21 protein-coding genes are annotated in these 21,272 nt (G+C 66.5%); 3 read left to right on the top strand and 18 right to left on the bottom strand.

Annotation, left to right across the window (positions count from 1 at the left end; genetic code table 11):
• The 14 genes from ACREE8_RS20780 to ccmA all read right to left on the bottom strand — a co-directional run.
• The coding region (locus ACREE8_RS20780) for an ABC transporter permease subunit (RefSeq protein ID WP_431574925.1) at positions 1-377 on the bottom strand (377 nt) is incomplete at its 3' end.
• 19 nt (positions 378-396) lie between these two features.
• Positions 397-1,086: an ABC transporter permease gene (locus ACREE8_RS20785; protein WP_431574926.1), complete on the bottom strand. Its 690-nt coding sequence runs from the start codon at positions 1,084-1,086 to the stop codon at positions 397-399.
• Between the two features lie 108 nt (positions 1,087-1,194).
• Complete coding sequence (locus tag ACREE8_RS20790; protein WP_431574943.1) at positions 1,195-1,977, bottom strand: transporter substrate-binding domain-containing protein; 783 nt, start codon at positions 1,975-1,977, stop codon at positions 1,195-1,197.
• 69 nt (positions 1,978-2,046) lie between these two features.
• Positions 2,047-2,823 carry an ABC transporter ATP-binding protein gene (locus ACREE8_RS20795; protein ID WP_431574927.1) on the bottom strand — a complete coding sequence of 259 codons (777 nt, stop codon included), beginning with the start codon at positions 2,821-2,823 and terminating at the stop codon, positions 2,047-2,049.
• 236 nt (positions 2,824-3,059) lie between these two features.
• On the bottom strand, positions 3,060-4,106 hold the full coding sequence (locus ACREE8_RS20800) for an aromatic ring-hydroxylating oxygenase subunit alpha (protein ID WP_431574928.1): 1,047 nt from the start codon (positions 4,104-4,106) through the stop codon (positions 3,060-3,062).
• Positions 4,107-4,189: 83 nt separating this feature from the next.
• Entirely contained in the window at positions 4,190-5,617 is a 1,428-nt protein-coding gene (gene ccmI / locus ACREE8_RS20805) for a c-type cytochrome biogenesis protein CcmI (protein ID WP_431574929.1), read from the bottom strand.
• Positions 5,614-6,123, bottom strand: coding sequence for a cytochrome c-type biogenesis protein (locus tag ACREE8_RS20810; protein ID WP_431574930.1), 510 nt, complete (start codon positions 6,121-6,123; stop codon positions 5,614-5,616). The genes ccmI and ACREE8_RS20810 overlap by 4 nt, the downstream gene beginning before the upstream one ends.
• On the bottom strand, positions 6,120-6,683 hold the full coding sequence (locus tag ACREE8_RS20815; protein WP_431574931.1) for a DsbE family thiol:disulfide interchange protein: 564 nt from the start codon (positions 6,681-6,683) through the stop codon (positions 6,120-6,122). The genes ACREE8_RS20810 and ACREE8_RS20815 overlap by 4 nt, the downstream gene beginning before the upstream one ends.
• A 23-nt stretch (positions 6,684-6,706) precedes the next feature.
• Complete coding sequence (locus ACREE8_RS20820; RefSeq protein WP_431574944.1) at positions 6,707-8,686, bottom strand: heme lyase CcmF/NrfE family subunit; 1,980 nt, start codon at positions 8,684-8,686, stop codon at positions 6,707-6,709.
• On the bottom strand, positions 8,683-9,144 hold the full coding sequence (ccmE, locus tag ACREE8_RS20825) for a cytochrome c maturation protein CcmE (RefSeq protein WP_431574932.1): 462 nt from the start codon (positions 9,142-9,144) through the stop codon (positions 8,683-8,685). Before ccmE ends, ACREE8_RS20820 begins: the two co-directional genes overlap by 4 nt.
• Positions 9,141-9,362 (bottom strand): heme exporter protein CcmD, encoded by a 222-nt coding sequence (gene ccmD, locus ACREE8_RS20830; RefSeq protein ID WP_431574933.1) that lies wholly within the window; start codon positions 9,360-9,362, stop codon positions 9,141-9,143. The genes ccmE and ccmD overlap by 4 nt, the downstream gene beginning before the upstream one ends.
• Before the next feature lie 142 nt (positions 9,363-9,504).
• The gene (locus ACREE8_RS20835) at positions 9,505-10,218 is read right to left on the bottom strand and encodes a heme ABC transporter permease (protein WP_431574945.1); all 714 of its coding nucleotides are present in this window, start codon (positions 10,216-10,218) and stop codon (positions 9,505-9,507) included.
• A 211-nt stretch (positions 10,219-10,429) separates the two neighbouring features.
• Positions 10,430-11,149, bottom strand: a complete 720-nt coding sequence (ccmB, locus tag ACREE8_RS20840) for a heme exporter protein CcmB (RefSeq protein ID WP_431574934.1) — start codon at positions 11,147-11,149, stop codon at positions 10,430-10,432.
• Positions 11,146-11,823, bottom strand: coding sequence for a heme ABC exporter ATP-binding protein CcmA (gene ccmA / locus ACREE8_RS20845; RefSeq protein WP_431574935.1), 678 nt, complete (start codon positions 11,821-11,823; stop codon positions 11,146-11,148). The genes ccmB and ccmA overlap by 4 nt, the downstream gene beginning before the upstream one ends.
• A gap of 593 nt (positions 11,824-12,416) precedes the next feature.
• On the opposite strand from ccmA, the gene acnA reads away from it, so the two are divergent.
• Entirely contained in the window at positions 12,417-15,098 is a 2,682-nt protein-coding gene (gene acnA, locus ACREE8_RS20850) for an aconitate hydratase AcnA (protein ID WP_431574936.1), read from the top strand.
• Positions 15,099-15,207: 109 nt separating this feature from the next.
• Here the strand turns inward: acnA and ACREE8_RS20855 are convergent, their stop codons facing one another.
• The 4 genes from ACREE8_RS20855 to ACREE8_RS20870 form a co-directional block, all read right to left on the bottom strand.
• Positions 15,208-16,386, bottom strand: a complete 1,179-nt coding sequence (locus ACREE8_RS20855; RefSeq protein ID WP_431574937.1) for a pyridoxal phosphate-dependent aminotransferase — start codon at positions 16,384-16,386, stop codon at positions 15,208-15,210.
• 49 nt (positions 16,387-16,435) lie between these two features.
• A complete protein-coding gene (locus tag ACREE8_RS20860; RefSeq protein ID WP_431574938.1) occupies positions 16,436-17,350 on the bottom strand; it encodes a DMT family transporter in 915 nt (304 codons plus the stop codon).
• 246 nt (positions 17,351-17,596) lie between these two features.
• Positions 17,597-18,208, bottom strand: a complete 612-nt coding sequence (locus ACREE8_RS20865; protein ID WP_431574939.1) for a hypothetical protein — start codon at positions 18,206-18,208, stop codon at positions 17,597-17,599.
• Positions 18,205-19,395 carry an aminotransferase gene (locus ACREE8_RS20870; RefSeq protein ID WP_431574940.1) on the bottom strand — a complete coding sequence of 397 codons (1,191 nt, stop codon included), beginning with the start codon at positions 19,393-19,395 and terminating at the stop codon, positions 18,205-18,207. Before ACREE8_RS20870 ends, ACREE8_RS20865 begins: the two co-directional genes overlap by 4 nt.
• 72 nt (positions 19,396-19,467) lie before the next feature.
• Between ACREE8_RS20870 and ACREE8_RS20875 the strand changes: the two genes are divergently transcribed.
• Both ACREE8_RS20875 and ACREE8_RS20880 read left to right on the top strand, forming a co-directional pair.
• Positions 19,468-20,238, top strand: coding sequence for a class I SAM-dependent methyltransferase (locus tag ACREE8_RS20875; RefSeq protein WP_431574941.1), 771 nt, complete (start codon positions 19,468-19,470; stop codon positions 20,236-20,238).
• Positions 20,239-20,340: 102 nt separating this feature from the next.
• On the top strand, positions 20,341-21,096 hold the full coding sequence (locus ACREE8_RS20880; RefSeq protein ID WP_431574942.1) for a DUF1223 domain-containing protein: 756 nt from the start codon (positions 20,341-20,343) through the stop codon (positions 21,094-21,096).
• Positions 21,097-21,272 lie beyond the last annotated feature (176 nt).

Here is a 21,272-nt window from a genome sequence, read left to right on the forward strand (position 1 = left end):
GTCACATAGGCCGCGGTGTTGAGCACGAAGGCCAGGAGGCAGCACCAATAGCCCTCGCGGAAGAAGCTCCAGAGGAAGGTGGTCTTGATCCAGTGGAACTGGCCCAGGCCGTAATAGATCAGGAAGATCTGCACCAGGAGCGGCGTGCCGCGGAAGAAATAGGTGTAGGCGTAGATCGGCGCCGAGAGCCAGGGCTTGCCCGAGGCCCGCATGATGGCGAGCGGCACCGCGATCGCGAGCCCGATGATGAGCGAGATCGCCACCAGCTCGATCGTCAGCAAGAGCCCGTCGAAGAGGGCCGGCAGGCTCCGCCAGATCAGATCGAAATCGAACACCGCATTGATGCGCTGCCAGAGATCGGGGGTCGGTGCGTCCATGCGCGCTCGTCCCCCGGGCTCAGGCGCGCCGGACGCCGACATTGGCGCGCTTTTCCGCCCAATGCCGTCCGAAGTCCGAGATCGCGGTGAAGACGAGATAGATGAAAGCGGCACTGATGAAGAAGGTGAAGGGCTCGCGTGTCGGCGCCTTGGCGAGGTCGGCCTTGCGCGTCAGCTCCTCGACGCCGATGACCGACATGAGCGAGGTCGCCTTCAGCAGCACCAGCCAGACATTGCCGAGGCCCGGAATGGCGAAGCGCCAGACCTGGGGCAGGCGGATGCGCCAGAAGATCTGCCGGCGGTTCATGCCGCAAGCCATGGCGGCCTCGATCTGGCCCTTCGGCACCGCCTGGAAGGCGCCGCGGAAGGTCTCGGTGGCATAGGCGCCATAGATGAATCCGATCACCAGCACGCCGGCAACGAAGGCATTGATGTCGATCGGTCGTTCGCGGCCGAACAGCGAGCCCAGATGCTGCAGCAGCACCGTGCCGCCGTAATAGATGAGCAGGAGCAGAACGAGCTCGGGGATGCCGCGGATGATGGTGGTGTAGAGATCCGCCAGGATGCGGGCCCAGCGGAAGCGCGACAGCTTGCCGAGCGCGCCGATCAGGCCCATGGCGACGGTGATGGCCATCGCCAGCACAGCGACGATGATCGTCATCTGCGCGCCTTCGATCAGGAAATGTCCGTAGCCCTTATAGTCGAACATCGGGTGACAGCGGTTTCCCCAGGGAGGTCAGCGGGTCCGAGAAAGACAGCGCCGCCGGAAGCGGTGGGCCTCCGGCGGCGCTTCGTCGGTTGTCGAGCTTAGACGGCCTTAGTCGCCATAGACGTCGAAGTTAAAATATTTGTCGTTGATCTTCTTGTAGGTGCCGTCGGCGCGGATATCGAGGATCGCCTGGTTCAGTGCGTCGCGGAGCTTGGTGTCCTCCTTGCGCACGCCGACGCCGGCGCCGTCGCCGAGGACCCCGCCGGTCCAGCCCTTGCCGAAGATCTGATAGTCGGCGCCGCCATCCTGCTTCAGGACGCCGGCCTCGAGTGCCAGGATGTCGTCGATGCGCGCGTCGAGACGCCCGCTCATGAGATCGAGATTGGCGTTGTCGGCCGTGTCATAGACCACGACCTCGGCGCCGGGGAAGTTCGCGCGCGCGAAGTTCTCATGAATGGTGGCGCGCTGTGCGCCGATCTTCAGGCCCTTCATGCTGGCCGGATCGATATGGCCGTCGGCCCCGATCTTGATGGCCGAGTCCTTGCGCGCCACGATCACGGCCGGCGTGTTGTAGTACTTGCCGGTGAAATCGATCTTCTGCTTGCGCTCCGCGGTGATCGACATCGAGGCGATGATGGCGTCGTACTTCTTGGCCAGGAGGCCCGGGATCATGCCGTCCCAGTCCTGCTTGATGATGGTGCATTCGGCCTTGATCTTCTCGCATAGCGCCTTGGCGATATCGACGTCGAAGCCCTGGAGCGAACCGTCGTCGGCGACGAAATTGAAGGGCGCGTAAGCGCCTTCGGTCGCGATCGTGATCTTCATCGAATCGGCCGAGGCCGACGCGGTGGCGAAAGCCAGCGCGGCAGCCGCGAGCGTCAGCGTCAACATTCTCTTCACGTGCAAGTCTCCCTTTGTTATCGGGGAGCACCGCTCCCCCGCTTGAAGTCCGTTACGACCCTAATGCAGCCGGCTCGCCAGGAACTGGCGGCAGCGCTCGGAGTCGGGATTCTTGAAGAGCTTCGAGGGCGGGCCCTGCTCCTCGACGCGGCCCTGATGCAGGAACAGCACGTCGGTCGCGACCTCGCGGGCGAAACCCATCTCGTGGGTCACGACGATCATGGTGCGGCCCTCGTCGGCCAACTGGCGCATCACCTTCAGCACCTCGCCGACCAGCTCGGGATCGAGCGCCGAGGTCGGCTCGTCGAACAGCATCACCTGCGGCTCCATCGCCAGCGCGCGGGCGATCGCCGCGCGCTGCTGCTGGCCGCCCGAGAGATGCGCCGGGTAGTAATCGCCCTTGTCGCCGATGCCGACCTTGTTGAGCAGCGCCACCGCGCGCTCCCGGGCCTCGGCCTTGGGAACCTTCAACACATGGACCGGCGCTTCCATCACATTCTCGATCACCGTCATATGCGACCAGAGATTGAAGCTCTGGAACACCATGCCGAGCCGCGAGCGGATCCGGTCGACCTGCTTGGAATCCTCCGGCACCGCGTGGCCCTGCTTGGTGGGCCGCATGCGGATGAGCTCGCCGCCGACGGAGACGCGGCCCGAGTCCGGCGTTTCGAGCAGGTTGATGCAGCGCAGGAACGTGCTCTTGCCCGAACCGCTGCTGCCGATCATCGCGATGACGTCGCCGTCCTTGGCGGACAACGACACGCCCTTCAGGACTTCGACATCGCCGAACCGCTTATGCAGGTCTTCGACGACAAGGGCGGGTGTTGAATCACCCATTGATTGCCTCTGCTTTCGTCGTATGCACTCCCTATCTGGAAGGCAAGGTAGTCGCGCCCATCGACCTTTGCCAAGGAGAAACCGTGGGTTTCCGGGCGCCTTCGGGGGGAGGACTCAATTCAGTGGACCCGTGGAGTCGCTGGAATCCTTCGACAAAAGGCCGGAAGGCCGCGATTCCATGGCGTTGGCGCCAAAGGGCGATGTCCCTGGGAACACGCCCCTTGCGAAAACCCTCGTCAGCCCGCCAGGGCGCCGCGCACCAGCTCGTGGAAATAGCGGACGCCGTCTTCATGCCGGGGGCTCAGGGGCCCCCGGGTATAGCGGCCGGCATCGATATTGCCCTGCGCCGTCTCGCAGATGCCGAAATCCTCGCGCACGATTCCGCAATTGACTTCGATGGTGCGCCCGCGCGCCTCCGCGCCCTCGGGCGCCACATCCTTGAAGTAGAAATTGTAGAACAGGCGCGCGTGCTTCGGATCGAGCGGCATGATCCGCGAGGTGTTCATGCCGTGGGGATAGACCGAGAGCGTCATGTTGGGGAAGGCCCAGGTCCAGACCCCGCCATAGATCGAAGTCTCCTTCTGGGGCGCTTCCATCACCACGATCTGGTTGTGGCCGGTGGTGCGGAACCTTTCCATGTCGACCATCTCCTTGAGGCCGGCATGGATGCCCGGGATGTGATAGCCCTCGACGAAATTGTCGGTATAGGTCTTCCAGTTGCAGTTGATGTCGAACACCTCCTCGCGCACGAAGGTGAAGCTTTCCATCGGGTAGGGCGCGCATTCGTCGATCAGGTCGCCCAGCGCCGCCTCGAGCGGGCCGGCATCCATGTCGAGATTGACGAAGACCAGGCCGCGCCAGGTCGCGACCTTCACCGGAAACAGGCTGTAATCCTTCTTGTCGAACCAGTCGGCCTCGCCGAAGTCCGGCGTGCGCCGGAGATTGCCGTCGGTGTCATAGACCCAGAGGTGATAGCGGCAGCGCAGGATGTCGCAATGGCCGCGGCCCTCGTCGAGCAGCGGCCCGGCGCGGTGGCGGCAGACATTGTGGAAGCCCTTGAGTGCGCCCTCCCGATTCCGGATCACGAAGACGCGCCAGCCCAGGATCTCGATCGCCATATAGTCGCCGGGCTTCTGCAGCGAGGAGAGCGGCCCCGCGAGCTGCCAGGTCTTGCCGAAGATGCGCGTGCGCTCGGCGGCGAAGATCTCGGGATCGGAGTACCAGCTGCCCGGCAGGGTCAGAACCGGCTGGCCCTTGGTGGCGATGGTCTGGGTGGTCTGCATGGGGAAGGCTCCAGGACTGCGCAATTGAGGGCAAGGCTAGTCGGTCGTGCCGGGGTCGGGCAAGGGTGGGCCCGGTGGGCGGGCTAATCCGCCGGCAGGGCGTTGATCTCGTCCTGGAGATGGGAGCGCAGGGGCGCATCGGCCGGCAGGGCCGCCAGGAGCTGGGTCCAGAGCTTGCGGGCGTCGGCCGGGCGGCCACCCCGCGCGGCCCCCAGCCCGTCGAAATAGAGCAGCGCCAGATTGCCCGGCTCCTTGGCGCGCACCCGCGCCAGCGTCTCGTCGAAGGCCGGCGGCAGGGGGGCCGTCTCGGGCGTTCCCTGCAGCAAAGCCCCGGCATAATCGAGCTGGATGTCGGTGCGCTCGGGGGCGAGGGAAGCGGCATGGCCCAGGGCCTCCACCGCCTTGTCGCTTTCGCCCAGCACGCCATAGGAGCGCGACAGCTTGAGCCAGCCTTCGAGATCGTTGGGATCGCTCTGCAGCCGTTGCGCCAGGCCATCGACCATGGCGCGGATCTTGGTGTCGCGCTGCTCGGGCGTGAGGTTGGCCATGGCCGCCATATCGTCGGCGGAAGGACCATCGGCGGAGGGACCGGTGCTGCTGCTGTCGGACGGCGCCGCCGCGGCGCCGGGGGCGGTCGCCATGGCCATGCCGGCCTTGGCGCGCTCGGCGGCGGCGATGGTCTGCTCGACCATCTGGCGCCAACCGGCATCAGGCGGGGCTTCGGCCAGCAACTGGTTCCAGGCGGCGATCGCCTCGTCGATCCGGCCGGCCTCGGCGGCAGCCAGCGCCAGATAGAACCGCGCGCGGGGATCGGCCGGGTCGGCGGCCAGGCCCTTGCGCAAGGCGGCGGCCGCGTCCGGCGTCACCTGGCCGTCGGCCATCTGCGCCAGCGCCTCGCCATAGCGGGCCTGGGTAAGCTTGGGATCGGCGTTCTGCTGGATCGCCTGCTCCAGCGCCGTGGCCGCCTCCTCGAAACGCTGCAGGGTCAGATAGAGATCGCCCAGCTGGGCCCAGCCGGCGGCGTCGGAAGGATTGGCATCGAGCTTGGCCGCCAGCAGCTTCGCCGCATCGGCCAGCGGCTGCAGCTCGGGCGAGGGCGGCGGCACGGGCGTATCGACCGACCGTGGCGCCAGCGAGGCCTGCCGCATCGGCTGATCGGGCAGGCCGGGCGCGCCCAGCTCGAGATAAAGGACGGGAGCGCCCGCCGCGAGGACCACGGCCAGCACCAGCACCAGCCGGCGGCGCGTCGGGGCCGATTGCCGGCGCAAGGGGACCGCGGCCACGTCGGTCGCGAGCAACCGCCGTTCGATCTCGAGCCGGGCCGAGGCCGCCGCGACGGGATCGATCAGCTGGCGGTCGAGATCGCGTTTGAGCTCGTTCAGCTGGTCGCGGTAGACCGCGTCGTCGCCGCCGACCGGCGCGACCGGCTCGGTCGCGCGCAGCAACGGCCAGAGCAGTGCCAGCAAGGCAACGGCCGTGAGCAGCGCGATGGCGATCCAGAGCAGGCTCACGGCGTGCTCCCGCCCGGCGGCGCGGCATCGTCAGGATCGCGCGCCAGGAGTGCCCGCAAATGCGCCTGCTCCTCGGGACTCAAGGCCGCAGGCGCCGCCTCGGATCGACGCCGGCGGAAATAGACGGCGATCGCCAGCAGCGCCAGGAGGAAGATCGCGGCGGGTCCGAACCAGAGCAGATAGGTCTTGGGCTTGAGCGGCGGCTCCAACAGGACGAAATCGCCATAGCGCGTGACCAGGAAGGCGCGCACCTGGTCGTCGCTGTCGCCGGCGGTCAGCCGCTCGCGGATCAGCACGCGCAGGTCGTGGGCGAGATCGGCTTGCGAATCGTCGATCGACTGGTTCTGGCAGACGAGGCAGCGGATGTCGCGGCTGATGGCGCGCGCGCGCGCTTCGAGCGCCGGGTCGGCGAGCATCTCGCCGGGCTCGACCGCCTGCGCCAGGTCGATCATCGCCGACAGCAGGAGGGCGGCGAGACAGCCGAGCCAGAAAATCCGCCGCCTCATTTCGTCAGCTCGTCGAGGAGCGGCATGATCGTCTTGTCGATCGTCGGCTGATCCAGCGGGCCCCATTGCCGATAGCGGATATGGCCGGCGCGATCGATGATGAAGCTCTCCGGCACGCCCGAGATGCCGAAATCGATCCCGGTGCGGCCCTTCGCGTCGTTGCCGATGGCGGCATAGGGATTGCCGAGTTCTTTCAGCCAGTCGGCCGCCGCCGCGGGCTCGTCCTTATAGAGGATGCCGTAGAGCGCGACCTTCGGATGCTGAGCGAGCTCGCTCAGCAGCGGATGCTCCGCTCGGCAGGGCAGGCACCAGCTGGCGAAGAAATTCACGATCGTGACCTTGCCCTCGTTGCCGGCGCGCATCACGTCGGCATGGGTGAGGCCGCCATCCGTCGCGGTCATGCCGGGCAGCGAGAATTCCGGCACCGGACGATCGATCAGGGCCGAGGGGATCTGGCTCGGGTCGCGATCCTCGCCCAGCCGCAGCAGGAAATAGGCCGCGACGCCCGCGAACAGCAGGATCGGCAGCAGAAACAGGATCCGGCGCGAGGGGAGGGTCATGGGGCGCTAGAAATCCGTCTTCATCACGCGCGCGCCGCGGCGACAGCGGCGCGGCGTTGCGCCGGCGCGCCAACGCGATAGCGCCGGTCGGAGAGCGACACCAGCCCGCCCAGCACCATCACCAGCACGCCACCCCAGATCAGCGGCACCAGCGGCTCGCGATAGATGCGCACGGTCCAGCCGCCCTTGCCGTCGGGATCGCCCAGCACGGCATAGAGATCGGCGAGGCCGTTGCTGTGGATCGCGGCCTCGGTCGTCGGCATGCGCTGGACCCAATAGAGCCGGCGCTCCGGATGCAGCACCGCGACGGCCGCGCCGTTCTTGCTGACGGTGAACTGGCCGCGATAGGCCCAGTAATTCACCCCATCGATGCGCTGCGCGTCGTCGAGGCGGAACTCATAGGCGCCGAGATCGAGGCTCTGCCCGACCGCGAGATTGGCGACATGCTCTTCCTTCCAGGCGGCTGCCCCGGTGATCCCGAAGATGGCGATGGCGAGGCCCAGATGCGCGACCGTCATGCCGATGGCGCCGCGCGGCAATTGAACGAGACGGCGCAACGAGAGACCAACACTGCTGCGGCCGAGGCCGATGCGGGTGGCGAGCTCGACGAAGACGGAGACGGCGAGCCAGCCGCCGGCCGCCATGCCGACCAGCGCCAGGATCGGGCCGCCGCGATGGAGCCACCAGGTGAGCGCCGCGATCGCGAGCGCCGCGAGGCCGGCGACCCAGAGCCGGGTCAACGCACCGCTGAGGTCGCCGCGCTTCCAGGCGAGGAGCGGGCCCACCCCCATCAGCAGCAGCATCGGCAGGATCACCGGCACGAAGGTGGCGTTGTAATAGGGCGGGCCGACCGAGACCGCGCCGCCGCCGGTCACGTCGAGGAAGAGCGGATAGAGCGTGCCGATGAAGACCGTGGCGCAGGCCGTCGCCAGGAGCAGATTGTTCAGGAGCAGCGCGCCCTCGCGGCTGACCGGCTGGAACAGGCCGCCGCCCTTGAGCATGGGCGCGCGCCAGGCGAAGAGGACGAGCGCGCCGCCGACATAGAGCACCAGCAGCGCCAGGATGAAGATGCCGCGCGCGGGGTCGACCGCGAAGGCATGGACCGAGGTCAGTACGCCCGAGCGCACCAGGAAGGTGCCGATCAGGCTGAGCGCGAAGGTGAGGATCGAGAGCAGGATGCACCAGGCTTTGAGCGCGTCGCGCTTCTCGACCACGATCGCCGAATGCAGCAGCGCCGTGCCGAGGAGCCAAGGCATGAAGGAAGCGTTCTCGACCGGGTCCCAATACCACCAACCGCCCCAGCCCAGCTCGTAATAGGCCCACCAGCTGCCGAGTCCGATGCCGGCGGTGAGCGCGATCCAGGCGGCGAGCGTCCAGGGCCTGACCCATCGCGCCCAGGCGGCGTCGACCTTGCCTTCGATGAGGGCGGCGACGGCGAAGGAGAAGGCCATCGAGAAGCCGACATAGCCCAGATAGAGCATCGGCGGATGGAAGGCCAAGCCCGGATCCTGCAGCAGCGGATTGAGATCATTGCCGTCGAGCGGCGGCGGGAAGACGCGCGCGAAGGGATCGGAGGTGAAGAGCATGAAGGCGAGGAAGCCGAGCGCGATCATCGCCTGTACGGCGAGCGCCCGTGCCTTCAGCCGCGTCGGCAGCCGGTTGCCGAACAGCGCCACCGAGGCGCCATAGATCACGAGGATCAGCACCCAGAGCAGCAGCGAGCCCTCGTGATTCCCCCAGAGGCCGGTGATCTTGTAGAGCATCGGTTTGAGCGAATGCGAATTCTCGACCACATTGCGGACCGAGAAGTCGGAGAGGATGTGCGCGCGCATAAGGCTCGCGAAGGCGAACCCGACCAGCGCGAAGAGCGTGAGCGCGCCGGGCTTCGCCATCGCCATCCAGCGCGCATTATTCCGTTGCGCGCCCACCAGCGGGATCGTCGATTGCAGGATCGCCACCAGGAAGGCGAGGATCAGCGCGTAATGGCCCAGCTCGACGATCATGGCGTAGCTCCGGTCGTCGCCTCGTCGCCGCGCCATTCGCCGGACTTCTTCAAGGCCTCGGCGACCTCGCGCGGCATGTATTTCTCGTCATGCTTGGCCAGCACCGAGCGCGCGGTGAAGCCGCCATCGGCGGCCAGCGTCCCCTCGGCGACGACACCCTGGCCTTCGCGGAACAGGTCCGGCAGCACGCCGCTATAGGTTACGGGCACCGTGTTCTTGAGATCGGTCACGATGAAATGGATCGTGACGCCATCGCCGTCGCGCTTGACGCTGCCTTCCTCGACCAGTCCGCCGATCCGCAAGGAGCGGCCGACCGGGACCTGTTTGGTCTTCAGATCCGTCGGGCTGTAGAAGAAGACGAGATTGTCGCTGAAGGCGTTGAGCACCAGCGCCGTGGCGCCGCCACCCAGCAGCAGCGCCAGCAACAGCACGACCAGGCGCTGACGCTTGCGGGTCATGCCCGCTCTTTCGCGGAAGAAATCGGCGCGGACTTCGCTGGTGGCCGCTCGCTCTCACGGGCCTGCTCGAGCCGGGCGAGTTCGCTCTCGCGCCGCTTCAGCCGGCCGATGCGATTGACCAGGAGCCAGACCAGCAAGGCAGCGACCAGCGCATAGGCGGGCCAGACGAACGCGCCGTAACCGCCCATGTCGAAGAAGCTGCCCAACCCGTCGCTCATGCTCGCCCATGCCGGTGACCGCGGGGGCTTATAGCACCGGGAGCGCCGGCCCCGCCAGCGACGCCCTGCCGCGCCGAAGTCCGCTCGATGATTCTAAGATACTGAAAAATAATGGAAATATGGCCGATGGTGCAGGCTGGCCTCAGGCCGCGCGGCCATATTGCAGCGCCCGCAGCCTTGCCTCGAGCAGCTCGGCCCGCATGCCCAGGAGCAGCGTCACGCCGAAATAGGCGTTGAAGGCGATGGCCATCACGCCGAGCGGCCAGAGCATGGAGGAATCGACCGTGGGGCCGCCCCAGCGGAAGATCGAGGCCGGCTGATGCAGCGTGTTCCACCAGTTCACCGAGAACTTGATGATCGGCAGATTGATGGCGCCCACCAGCGCCAGCACCGCCGCCGCGCGCTGTCCGCGCACCCGGTCGTCGAAGGCGGTGAAGAGCAGCATATGGCCGAGATAGAGGAAGAACAGGATCAGCATCGAGGTGAGGCGCGCATCCCACACCCACCAGGCGCCCCACATCGGCTTGCCCCAGAGCGATCCCGTCGCCAGCGCCATCGCCGTGAAGGCGGCGCCGATCGGCGAGGCGGACTTCGCGAACAGATCGGCCAGCGGATGACGCCAGATCAGCGCGACGGCGCTCGCGATCGCGATCAGCGCATAGACCTGCAGCGCCATCCAGGCCGAGGGCACGTGGATATACATGATGCGCACCGAGAGCCCCTGCTGATAGTCGGCCGGCGCCAGGAAGGCCAGCAGCAGCCCGACCGGAAAGAGCAGAAGGCAAGCGCCGACGAGCCAGGGCATCAGCCGGCGCGACAGGCGCTGAAAACGCGCGGGATTGGCGAAGCGGTGCAGCGACATCAGGGCTCCGAGCATGGCGTCGGGGGTCAGGCTTGCCAAGCGGCAAAGGGCCGCAATGGATCAACGATTGCGTGAGGAGAGGGGGCATTTTTAGTCATGCCGGCCGTAGCCTGTCCTCGTGCGCGCCTACGGCGCGACACGGGGGCCAGGATGACGAACGAGAGGCGTCGGCGTTGACGACTTCTGGGACACGGACGAAACCGCCTCAGCTCAACGATTGCTTCGCCGCGGCCGCCGCCGCGAAAGGGCCGACGCCGAGCGAGATCAGCAAGATCGCGCCGAGCAATTGGAGATGGGGGGCGGCGGGCAGGCCCGACAAGGCGGCGTCGACTGCGGCGGTGCCGAAGATCAGCACCGGGATATAGAGCGGCAGGATCAGCAGCGGCAGCAACAGCGCCCCGCGTCGCGCGCCCAGCACCAAGGCCGCGCCGACGGCGCCGATGAGGCTGAGGCAGGGTGTGCCCAGCAGCAGCGATCCGATCAGGGCCGGCAATCCTTCCGGATTCATCTGCAGCATGAGGGCGAGGATCGGCGCCAGGATCACCAGCGGCAGACCGGTCGCGAGCCAATGGGCGGCGAGCTTCGCCAGCACCACCAGCGGCATCGGCAAGGGGGCCAGCGCCAGCTGCTCGAGGCTGCCATCCTGGTAATCCTCGGCGAACAACCGATCGAGCGCGATCAGCGAGGCCAGGAGCGCCACGACCCAGAGGATGCCGGCGGCGATGCGCGCCAGGAGCTCAGGCTCGGGTCCCAGGCCAAAAGGAAAGAGCAGCGTCGCCAACAGGAAGAAAGCGAGTGCCGTCGCCGCTTCCGAGCCGTGGCGCAGGATGAGCCGCAGGTCGCGCGTGAGGATCGCCCGGAAAGCGTGTGCAGCGCTGGGAGGGGCGGTGGGCAGCGCCGCGTCCAGGGCCTGCTCCGCGCTCATCGCCGGGCTCCGTTATAGGCGAGCCGGAGTTCCCGGGTGGGAGTCAGCGCCAGGCGGTCATGGGTGGCGAGGATGACGATGCCATCTTGCGTGCGATGGGTGGCGATGGCCGCCAGCAGGCGCTCGGAGCCCTCGCTATCGAGGCTGGTCGAGGGCTCGTCGAGCAGCCACAAGGCCGCCGGCATCAGGACGAGACGCGACAAGGCGAGGCGCCGGCGCTGGCCGGCCGAGAGAAACCGCGCCGGCAGATCGGCGATCCGCTCCAGCTCGAAGGCGGTGAGCGCCGATCGTGCGGCCGCCGCGGTCCCGCCCATCAGCGCCGACCAGAAGGCGAGATTCTCCAGCACCGTCAGCGCCGGCTTGACCCCGTCGAGATGGGTCAGGAAACGCAGCCGCCGGCGATGGGCGGGCATGTCCTCGGCGATGGCGCGGCCCTGCCAAAGAATCCGCCCCGCAGCCGGCGCGTTGAGGCCAGCGAGGAGCCGGAGCAGGCTCGATTTCCCGCTGCCATTGGGGCCTGTCAGGAGCAGGAGGTCTCCCGGCATCAGGGCGAAGCCCATCGCCTCGAACAGCAGCCGGTCGCCCCGCTGGCAGGCGAGGCCGGCGACCTCGAGCCTCGGAATCGGCGGGGCCGACGCGGTGGGCTCGGGAGACGAGGGGAGAGAGGAGGGCAAGGACAACAGGCAGACCCTTGAGCGGCGGAGAGTGAGGCCCGCGCACTCTACCTTGCGGCTCGTCCGGCTTGCGAGGCTGCCCTGAAGCGGCCCGGGATCGGCAAGCGAGGCCCCAAAACAACCGCGCCGCGCTTCCGGGGATGGGACGGAAGCGCGGCGCTTGAGGGATGTCCATCAGGGGGAAGCTGGATGGGACATCCAAATTCCAGCCATTTGGGGGCCAGTGCTGAGGCGGGCTGGAAGCGCCTTTGTCAGAGAGGGAAGGTCTCTGACGCATTCAGAGGTAGGCACCCATCATGGCGCGATTGGGCCGCGAAAATGGCGAAATTGTGATTTATGTCCAATCGCTTCCGATGCCCCCGTCTGGTCACAGCATGAAGATCCGGTAAGTCCCCGGCGACCGCGATGCGCGATTTGCACTATCTCCCGGCTGTAATTGGATCTTCATCTCGTCCTGGTCTCGATAGGGGACCATCGGCCGTGATAAAAGGCCTGCGCCGATTCATGATGGCGTGCGGCAGCGAGTCGCGGGAGCGGTGTCCCCTTCCGATCGGCCCCATCACTGTCCCGCACGCTCCAAGGGAGAGAAATCCGTGACCTCGAGCCTCGACAGCTACAAAACCCGCCGCACCCTCACCGTCGGCAAGCGCCGCTATGATTATTTCAGCATCGCGGCGGCCGAGAAGAAGCTGGGCGACCTGAAGCGCCTGCCTTTCTCGCTCAAGGTGCTGCTCGAGAACCTGCTGCGTTACGAGGACGGTCGCACGGTCACGAAGGACGATGTGGCCGCGGTCGCCAAATGGCTCAAGGACAAGCGCTCCGACCGCGAGATCGCGTTCCGGCCCGCGCGCGTCCTGATGCAGGACTTCACCGGCGTGCCGGCGGTGGTCGATCTCGCCGCGATGCGCGACGCGATGGTGAAGCTGGGTGGCGATCCGAAGAAGATCAATCCGCTGGTCCCGGTCGATCTCGTGATCGACCATTCGGTGATCGTCGATAATTTCGGCAACAGCTCGGCCTTCGCCGCCAATGTGAAGCATGAATATCAGCGCAATGGGGAGCGCTATCAGTTCCTGCGCTGGGGCCAGCGCGGCTTCGACAATTTCCAGGTGGTGCCGCCCGGCACCGGCATCTGCCACCAGGTCAATCTCGAATATCTGGCGCAGGTGGTCTGGACCCGCAAGGACGGCAAGGCCACGGTCGCCTTCCCCGACACGCTGGTCGGCACCGACAGCCACACCACGATGGTGAACGGCCTGGCCGTGCTCGGCTGGGGCGTGGGCGGCATCGAGGCCGAGGCCTGCATGCTGGGCCAGCCGCTCTCGATGGTGCTGCCCGAGGTGATCGGCTTCCGGCTGACGGGGAAGCTCAAGGAAGGGGCGACCGCGACCGACCTGGTGCTGACCGTCACGCAGATGCTGCGCAAGAAGGGCGTGGTCAACAAGTTCGTCGAGTTTTATGGCACGGGCCTCGACAGCATGTCGCTGGCCGATCGCGCCACCATCGCCAACATGGCGCCGGAATATGGCGCCACTTGCGGCTTCTTCCCGGTCGATGACGAGACCATCCGTTTCCTCAAGGCCACGGGCCGCGCGAAGGTGGCGCCGCTGGTCGAAGCCTATGCGAAGAAGCAGGGGCTGTGGCGCTCGGCCAAGACCCCCGATCCGGTCTTTTCCGACACGCTCGAGCTCGATCTCTCCACCGTCGAATCCTCGCTCGCCGGTCCGAAGCGCCCGCAGGATCGCGTGCCGCTGACCCAGGCGGCGTCGCTCTTCACCGGCACGATGGAGAAGGAATTCGGCCGCAAGGATGACGGCAAGCGTGTCGGCATCGATGGCGGCAAGTACGATGTCGGCCATGGCGATGTGGTGATCACCGCCATCACCTCCTGCACCAACACCTCGAACCCGTCGGTGATGCTGGGCGCGGGTCTGATCGCGCGCAACGCGGTCAAGCATGGCTTGAAGGTGAAGCCCTGGGTCAAGACCTCGCTGGCGCCGGGCTCGCAGGTCGTGACCGATTATCTGAAGAAGGCCGGCCTGCAGGAGTCGCTCAACAAGATCGGCTTCAATCTCGTCGGCTATGGCTGCACCACCTGCATCGGCAATTCGGGCCCGCTGCCCGAGGCGGTGTCGAAAGCCGTCACGGACGGTGACCTGGTGGTGGCCTCGGTGCTGTCGGGCAACCGCAATTTCGAGGGCCGCGTCAACCCGCAGACCCGCGCCAACTATCTGGCCTCGCCGATGCTCGTCGTCATCTACGCCCTCGCCGGCTCGATGAAGATCGACATCACCAAGGATCCGATCGGCACCGGCAAGGGCGGCAAGAAGGTCTATCTGAAGGATCTCTGGCCGACCAACGAGGAGATCGCGAAGTTCGTCAAGAAGAACGTGACGCCCACGGCCTTCAAGACGCGCTATGCCGACGTGTTCCATGGCGACAAGTTCTGGCGCGGCATCAAGGTGAAGCCGAGCCTGACCTATGGCTGGGACAACAGCTCGACCTATGTGCAGAACCCGCCCTATTTCGAGGGCATGACCAGCACGGTCAAGGGCTTCTCCGACATCAAGGGCGCGAAGGTTCTGGCGCTCCTGGGCGATTCCATCACCACCGACCACATCTCGCCCGCGGGCTCGATCAAGAAGGACAGCCCGGCCGGGAAATATCTGATGGACAATGGCGTGGCGGTCGCCGACTTCAACCAGTACGGCACGCGCCGCGGCAATCACGAGGTGATGATGCGCGGCACCTTCGCCAATATCCGCATCAAGAACGAGATGGTCCCGGGCGTCGAAGGCGGCGTGACGAAATACATCCCGACCGGCGAGACCATGCCGATCTATGACGCCGCGATGAAGTACAAGGCGGCGGGCACGCCGCTGGTCGTCGTGGCCGGCAAGGAATATGGCACCGGCTCCTCGCGCGACTGGGCGGCCAAGGGCACGATCCTCCTGGGCGTCAAGGCGGTGATCACCGAGAGCTTCGAGCGCATCCACCGCTCCAACCTGGTCGGCATGGGCGTGATGCCGCTCTTGTTCAAGGACGGCATGACGCGCAAGACGCTGAACCTCGACGGCACCGAGACCTTCGACATCTCGGGCCTGGCAGGCGGGATCAAGCCGCGCATGGATGTCCCGGTCACGATCAAGCGCGCGAACGGAAAGAGCGAGCCGATCACCGTCACCTGCGGAATCTTCACCCTCGACGAGGTGGAGTATTTCCGCAACGGCGGGATTTTGCATTACGTGCTGCGGAATCTCGCGAAGGCGGGGTGAGCGTTACTAGTTGGTAGATCCCCCCGCTTCGCGGGGGAGGGTTAGGGAGGGGGAGGGCGAGATCTCGATTTCCCTCTCCCTGAAGGGAGAGGGGACAGAACAGCAGCTCTTATTTCTTCCCGAAGAACTCTTCCAGCCGATCCATCGCCTTCATCAGCCGCTCATGGCTCGACGCATAGCAGAGCCGCAGATGGCCTTCGCCGCCGGCGCCGAAGGCGCTGCCGGGCGCCAAGCCCACGCGGGCTTCGCGCACCAGGCGCTTGGCGAAGGGCAGCGACGGGCCCATGCCTTCGACCTGCAGCATCACATAGAAGGCCGCGGGCGCCGGCACGACATGGACGCCCTTCATCGCATTGAGGCGCTTCACCACCAGGTCATGGGCCTGATGGCAGCGCTCGACCAGGTCCTTCACGAAATCCTCGCCCTGCTCCAGCGCCACCACGCAGGCTTCCTGCAGCGCCTGCACGCCGCCCGAGGTGTTGTACTCGACCAGCCGGTCGAGCGCGCTGCCGATGCGCGAGGGCGTCACGGTCCAGCCGACGCGCCAGCCGGTCATGGCCCAGCTCTTGGAGAAGCTGTTCACGACGATGAGCGGATCGTCCGGGCTCGCGATGTCGAGGAAGGAGGGCGCGATCGGCCGGTCATAGGTGAAGCGATGATAGACCTCGTCCGAGATCACGAAGAGACCGCGCTGCCTGCAGAAATCGAGCACGGCCTTCATCTGGTCATGCTCCATCAGCCAGCCGGTCGGGTTGCCCGGGGTCGCGACATAGATGGCGCGGGTCCGGGAATCGACCGCGGCGAAGAGCTTGTCGAGATCGAGGCGCCAGCCGGCATTGCCCGGCTCCAGTGCGATCTCGCGGGCGGTGCCGCCCATGATCTCGATCGAGCGCTCGAAATTCGGCCAGATCGGCGAGACGACGACGATGTTGTCGCCGCGGCTCACCAGCATCTCGGCGACCAGCATCATCGCGTTCATGCCGGCGCTGGTGACGGTGATGCGATCGGAATCGACCGGCTTGCGGTTGATGCGCGTGTGATAGCGCGCGAGCGCGTCGCGCAGCGCCGGGATCCCGCGCTTGTAGGTATAGAAGGTATGGCCGGCCTTGAAGGCGGCGGCGGCCGCGTCGCAGATGAATTGCGGCGTCGGGATGTCGCCCTCGCCGACCCAGAGCCCGATCACGTCGGGAATCTCGAAGCCCATCTTCCAGACCTCGACGATCTGGGAATCGGGCAGCGCGTCGATCTCGGGGCGGAGCATGGCTTGGGTGGAAGCGTCGGGCGACATCTTCATTCTCGGGGTTTGTGGGACGTGGATCAGTCTGCGGGCCAGGGTCTTAAGTTTCGGTTGGCGGTGCAACCGCCACGGGCGCCGGCGCCGGCTTCGGGCGCAGCAGCACCAGCAGGTTGCCGGCGAGGACCAGGAGGATGCCGAGCCCCGCCAACAGCGTCCAGCGATAGCCTTCGAACAGGGTCGAGAGCAACAGCGCCAGGAGCGGGAACAGCACGCTGGCATAAGCCGCCCGGTCGGCGCCGATGCGCTGGACCAGAGTCAGGTAGCTGCCGAAGCCGATGACCGAGGCGAAGAAGGCGAGATAGGCCATGGAGAACAGGAAGGAGGGCTGCCAGTCGAAGCGATAGGGGCTGCTGAAGAGGGCGGCGGCCACGAGCCCCAGGAGCGCGCCATAGCCCATGCCCAGCGCATTGCTCTCGACCACGGGCATGGCGGCGCGCTTGTGGCGGACCGAGACCATGTTGCCGAGCGAGGCCGAGAAGGTCGCGACCAGCGACAGGATCAACCCCTCGAGATGGGCGCGCGAGAACTCGATGCCGACGATCTCCGGCAGGAAGACGAGCCCCAGCCCCACCATCCCCAGCAGCGCGCCGATCCAGACGCGGCGCTCGGCGCGGGTGCCGAAGAAGATGGCGCCGCCGGCGATGTTCATCACCACGATGGTCGAGAAACAGACGGCCATCAGGCCGCTCGGGATCCGTGACGCCGCGAGGTAGAACAGGAAATAGTTGAACCAGAAAAGCGTGGTGCCCTGGATCGCGCAGAACAGATGGTCGCGCCAGCCGAAGCGAAGACGCCGCCGGGTGAGGAAGCACCAGAGGATCAGGATCGCGGAGGCCAGCAGGAAGCGATAGGCGATCGACTGCAGCTCCGGCACCTGCCCGAGCTGGAAACGCATCGCGAACCAGGAGGTGCCCCAGATCGCCACGGTCACGACATAGAGAAGAGAAGTCGGCAAGGCTCAGGCCCATCCGCAATCGGTGAAGGGCGGAGATTATGACGAACCGCCCGCCGCTGTCGTCACCGCATGCGGAGGAGTTCCGCGGGGAATTGTCATGGTGACGGTTGAGGCGGCGAGATGTTGTCCCCTCTCCCGCGTCGCGGGGGAGGGTTAGGGAGGGGGCCGCTCGATGGCGGACAACGCGTCTTCCCTGTCCCTGGCCCTCTCCCTGAAGGGAGAGGGGACAAGAACGTCACCGCGATATCACCGCTTCGTCCGCTCCGCCACGGTCCAGCTCTTCTTCATGCCCATGCGCTCGGCATAGCCGGGGTCGCGCAGCGCGCGGATGCGGTGGACGCGCAGCATGGCGGGGAGGCGGTTGGCATTGGCCTCGCGATAGAGGTCGAGCGGCTTGAGCAGCCGTCCCTGTCCGCCCATGAGCGCGTCGCCGAACTCGATCACGCGCCGGTTGGGCCAGGGCTTGTTGGTGATGCGCAGCAATTCCGCGAAGGCGGCCTCCGCCTCGGCCGGTCCATATTGGCGGACCAGCGCCAGATAGGCGGTGGCGGTGCTGCGGCTGGCGCCGGCATGGCAATGGACGAAGAGGCGCACCGGGGCCCGGTCGAGCGCCGCGATCGCGCGCTCGATGGCGGCGAGCTTGGTCTCGACATGCTCGGGAAGCGGCGAATGCTCGCGCTCCACCTCGCGATCGATGTAACGCAGCAGGATCCGGTCGGTCTCGGGCCCCAGATGCGAATAGCCGCCCGGCTCCGGCATGGTCGGATCGAGAATGCCGATGACATGGGTCGGCTTGAAGGCGGGCAGATCGGCATCGATCGTATGCAGCCCGCCGACGCGGATGGTCAACCGTTTCATGATGCGCTCTGGGCGAGGCGCCGGCCGATCGCCGGCATGGTGTCGGCCGTCACATTGGCGAAGGCGAAGCGCAGGAACTCTTCCTGCCCGGGCCCGAACATGCTGCCCGGCAGGGCCAGGATGTTCTGCTGGGCGGCGAGCTCACGCGCCACCTCCTCGGCCTTGCGCCCTTTGAAGGGGTGACGGAGATAGGCGAAGTAGGCGCCGGCGCTGATCAGCTCCCATCTGAAACTATTGGCGCCGATATCGTTCGCCTGCAGCGCCTTCACCAGGGCCTGGAGCCGCTCGCGCATCATGACGGTGTTGCCCACGCGCCATGGCTTCAGATGCTCGAGGCCATAGAGCGCCGCCAGCTGGCCGATGCGCGGGGCGCAGATCGCGACCGTGTCCATCGCCTTGGCGATCTCGGCGATCAAGACGGGACCGGCGATGATCGAGCCGACGCGGTAGCCGGTCAGGCAATAGACCTTGGAGAAGCTGTAGAGCTGCACCAGCGTGTCGCGCCAGTCCGGCTCCGCGAACAGCCCGTGCGGCGCGCCATCCTTGGGCAGGAAATCGCGATAGGTCTCATCGAGGATGAGGGCCAGCCCGCGCCGCTTCGCCAGATCGTAGAAGGCCTTGATGGCGGCCGGCGGATAGATGGCGCCGGTCGGGTTGTTGGGCGTCACCAGCACGATCGCGCGGGTCTTGGGTCCGATCAGTTTCTCCGCATCGGCCGGATCCGGCACGCCGCCGCGCTCGGGCCGGAACGGCAGATGCACGGCGCGCAGGCCCTGCATGTCGAGCCACATCTGGTGATTGAAGTAATAGGGCAGCGGCAGAATGATCTCGTCGCCGGGGCCGGCCAGCGCCATGACCGCGAGGCAGAAGGCCTGGTTGCAGCCGGCGGCGATCAGCGTGTCGGCGGCCTGAATCGAGGCGCCATAGAAGGCGCCCATATCGGCTGCCAGCGCCTGACGGAGCGGCGGCGTGCCCTCGATGTCGGTATAGCGCGCCGAACTCGGCTCGCCGACGACGCGCGCCAGATGATCGGTCAGCTCGGTCGGTGGCGGATAGCCCGGCACGGCCTGCGCCACATCGATCAGCGGCTTGTCGGCGGGAAACTGCCGGCCTTTGATCCAGCCATGGGCCTCGGCAATGGGCGGTGCTGCGACGGCTGCGAGAAGCTTGTTGATGTGATAGGTCATGGGCGCCTGATCTAGCCGGGCTGGGCCGGGCTTGTCACGCGAAAGCGAAGGGTTCGCAAGGAATTCAATGTCATGATCGCCACGGCCGCGAAAGGCTTTGCCAAACGGGTTCCGGAGTATGAAGCGGGCCGCCCGGAATACCCCGATGCCCTGCTCGACGACCTGCCCTTGGCGCAAGCCCGGGTCGTGCTGGATCTGGGTGCGGGAACCGGCAAGTTCACCAAGGTCCTGGCGGCACGGATCGCGGAATCGAAGAATTCCCATACGCCCCGCCTGTTCGCGGTGGAGCCGGTGCGCGAGATGGCCGACCGTCTGGCAGAGCGCGGGCTGCCGGTCGAGCTGCGCGCCGGATCGGCCGAGGCGATCCCCTTGCCGGACGGCTCGGCCGATCTCGTCACTTGCGCCCAATCCTTCCACTGGTTCGATTACGAACCGGCCTCGGCCGAAATCCATCGGGTCCTGGCGCCGGGCGGGCATCTGGCGCTGATCTGGAACCTGCGCGACGAGCGTGTGCCCTGGGTGGCGGCTCTCACCGAGCTGTTCGACCGTCATGCCGGCAGCACCCGGCGCTATGCCTCGGGTGCCTGGCGGCGGATTCTCGAGGATGCGCGCTTCCGCCTGGTGCGCGTGAGCCGTCACGATTTCAGCTATCGCATGGGCCGCAGCGGGATCTATGACCGCGTCCTCTCCACCAGCTTCATCGCCGCCATGCCACCCGCCGAACAGGCGGCGGTGCGCGGCGAGGTCGACCGGCTCATGGCCGAGCATCCGGAGATCCTGGCGTCCGGAATGGTGGAATTCCCTTATGTCTGCGAGCTGCATCTGCTGCAGCGTGTTGGTTAATGCGGGATTAAATCACCCGATGGGGCCTGGCATTCACCGCAAGTTGATTGGCAGGTGACCAGCATTGGCTCCTACTAAGAGGGAGATGGAGGGGCCCGGACGATGATTCTCAGCAGGCCGATCCTCGGCACGGTGCTGGCGATGCTACTGGTGACGGCCTCGGCCGCAGGCACCGCGGACAAGATCCAGCCTCTGACGACCGACAATCCGGTCGTGGTCGAGCTTTACACCTCGCAAGGCTGCAGCTCCTGTCCCCCCGCCGATTCCTATCTGGGCGATCTTGCCAAGCGCCGCGATATCCTCGCGCTGGCGCTGCATGTCGACTATTGGGACTATATCGGCTGGAAGGACCAGTTCGCGAGCCCGAGTGCCACGCAGCGCCAGCGCGCCTACGTCCATGAGATGCGCCAGCGCATGGTCTATACGCCGCAGATGATCATCGACGGCGTCGCCGAATCCGTGGGCTCCGATCGCGGCAAGGTCGAGGGCCTGATCACCGAGGCGCGCGCCCGCGCCAAGCTGCCGATCGCCTTCTGGCGCGACGAGGCCGGCAAGGACTGGGTCGAGATCGGCGACGGCGCCAAGCCCGAGGGCGGCGAGGCCACGGTCTATATCGCGCTCTATGACGGCAAGCATGAGACGCCGGTGCAGCGCGGCGAGAATGCCGGCTCCACCCTCACCGAATTCAACATCGTCCGCGAATGGCGCCCGATCGGCAAATGGGACGGCCACAAGATCCGCTATCCGATCGTGATCGACGACCAGGACGAGGATTACGAGGCCTGCGCCGTCATCGTCCAGCAAGGCGAAGTCGGCCCCATCCTCGGCGCCTCCGCGATGAAGATGCAACTGCACTGAGGGGCGCGATGCTTCAGAGAAATTCTTTCCTCTCCGCCCGTGTAGCGGGGGGAGAGGGTAGGGTGAGGGGGGTCTCGAAGCAGGCGCGCCGTCGAATGGGTGCGCGCGCTTCACCCTGATCCGACACCGTCGCGGAATCACTCCCCCTCACCCTACCCTCTCCCCCTCCTGAAGGC

It is taken from the genome of Hypericibacter sp., assembly GCF_050729195.1.
In the GTDB taxonomy this organism is placed as follows: Bacteria; Pseudomonadota; Alphaproteobacteria; order Dongiales; family Dongiaceae; genus Hypericibacter.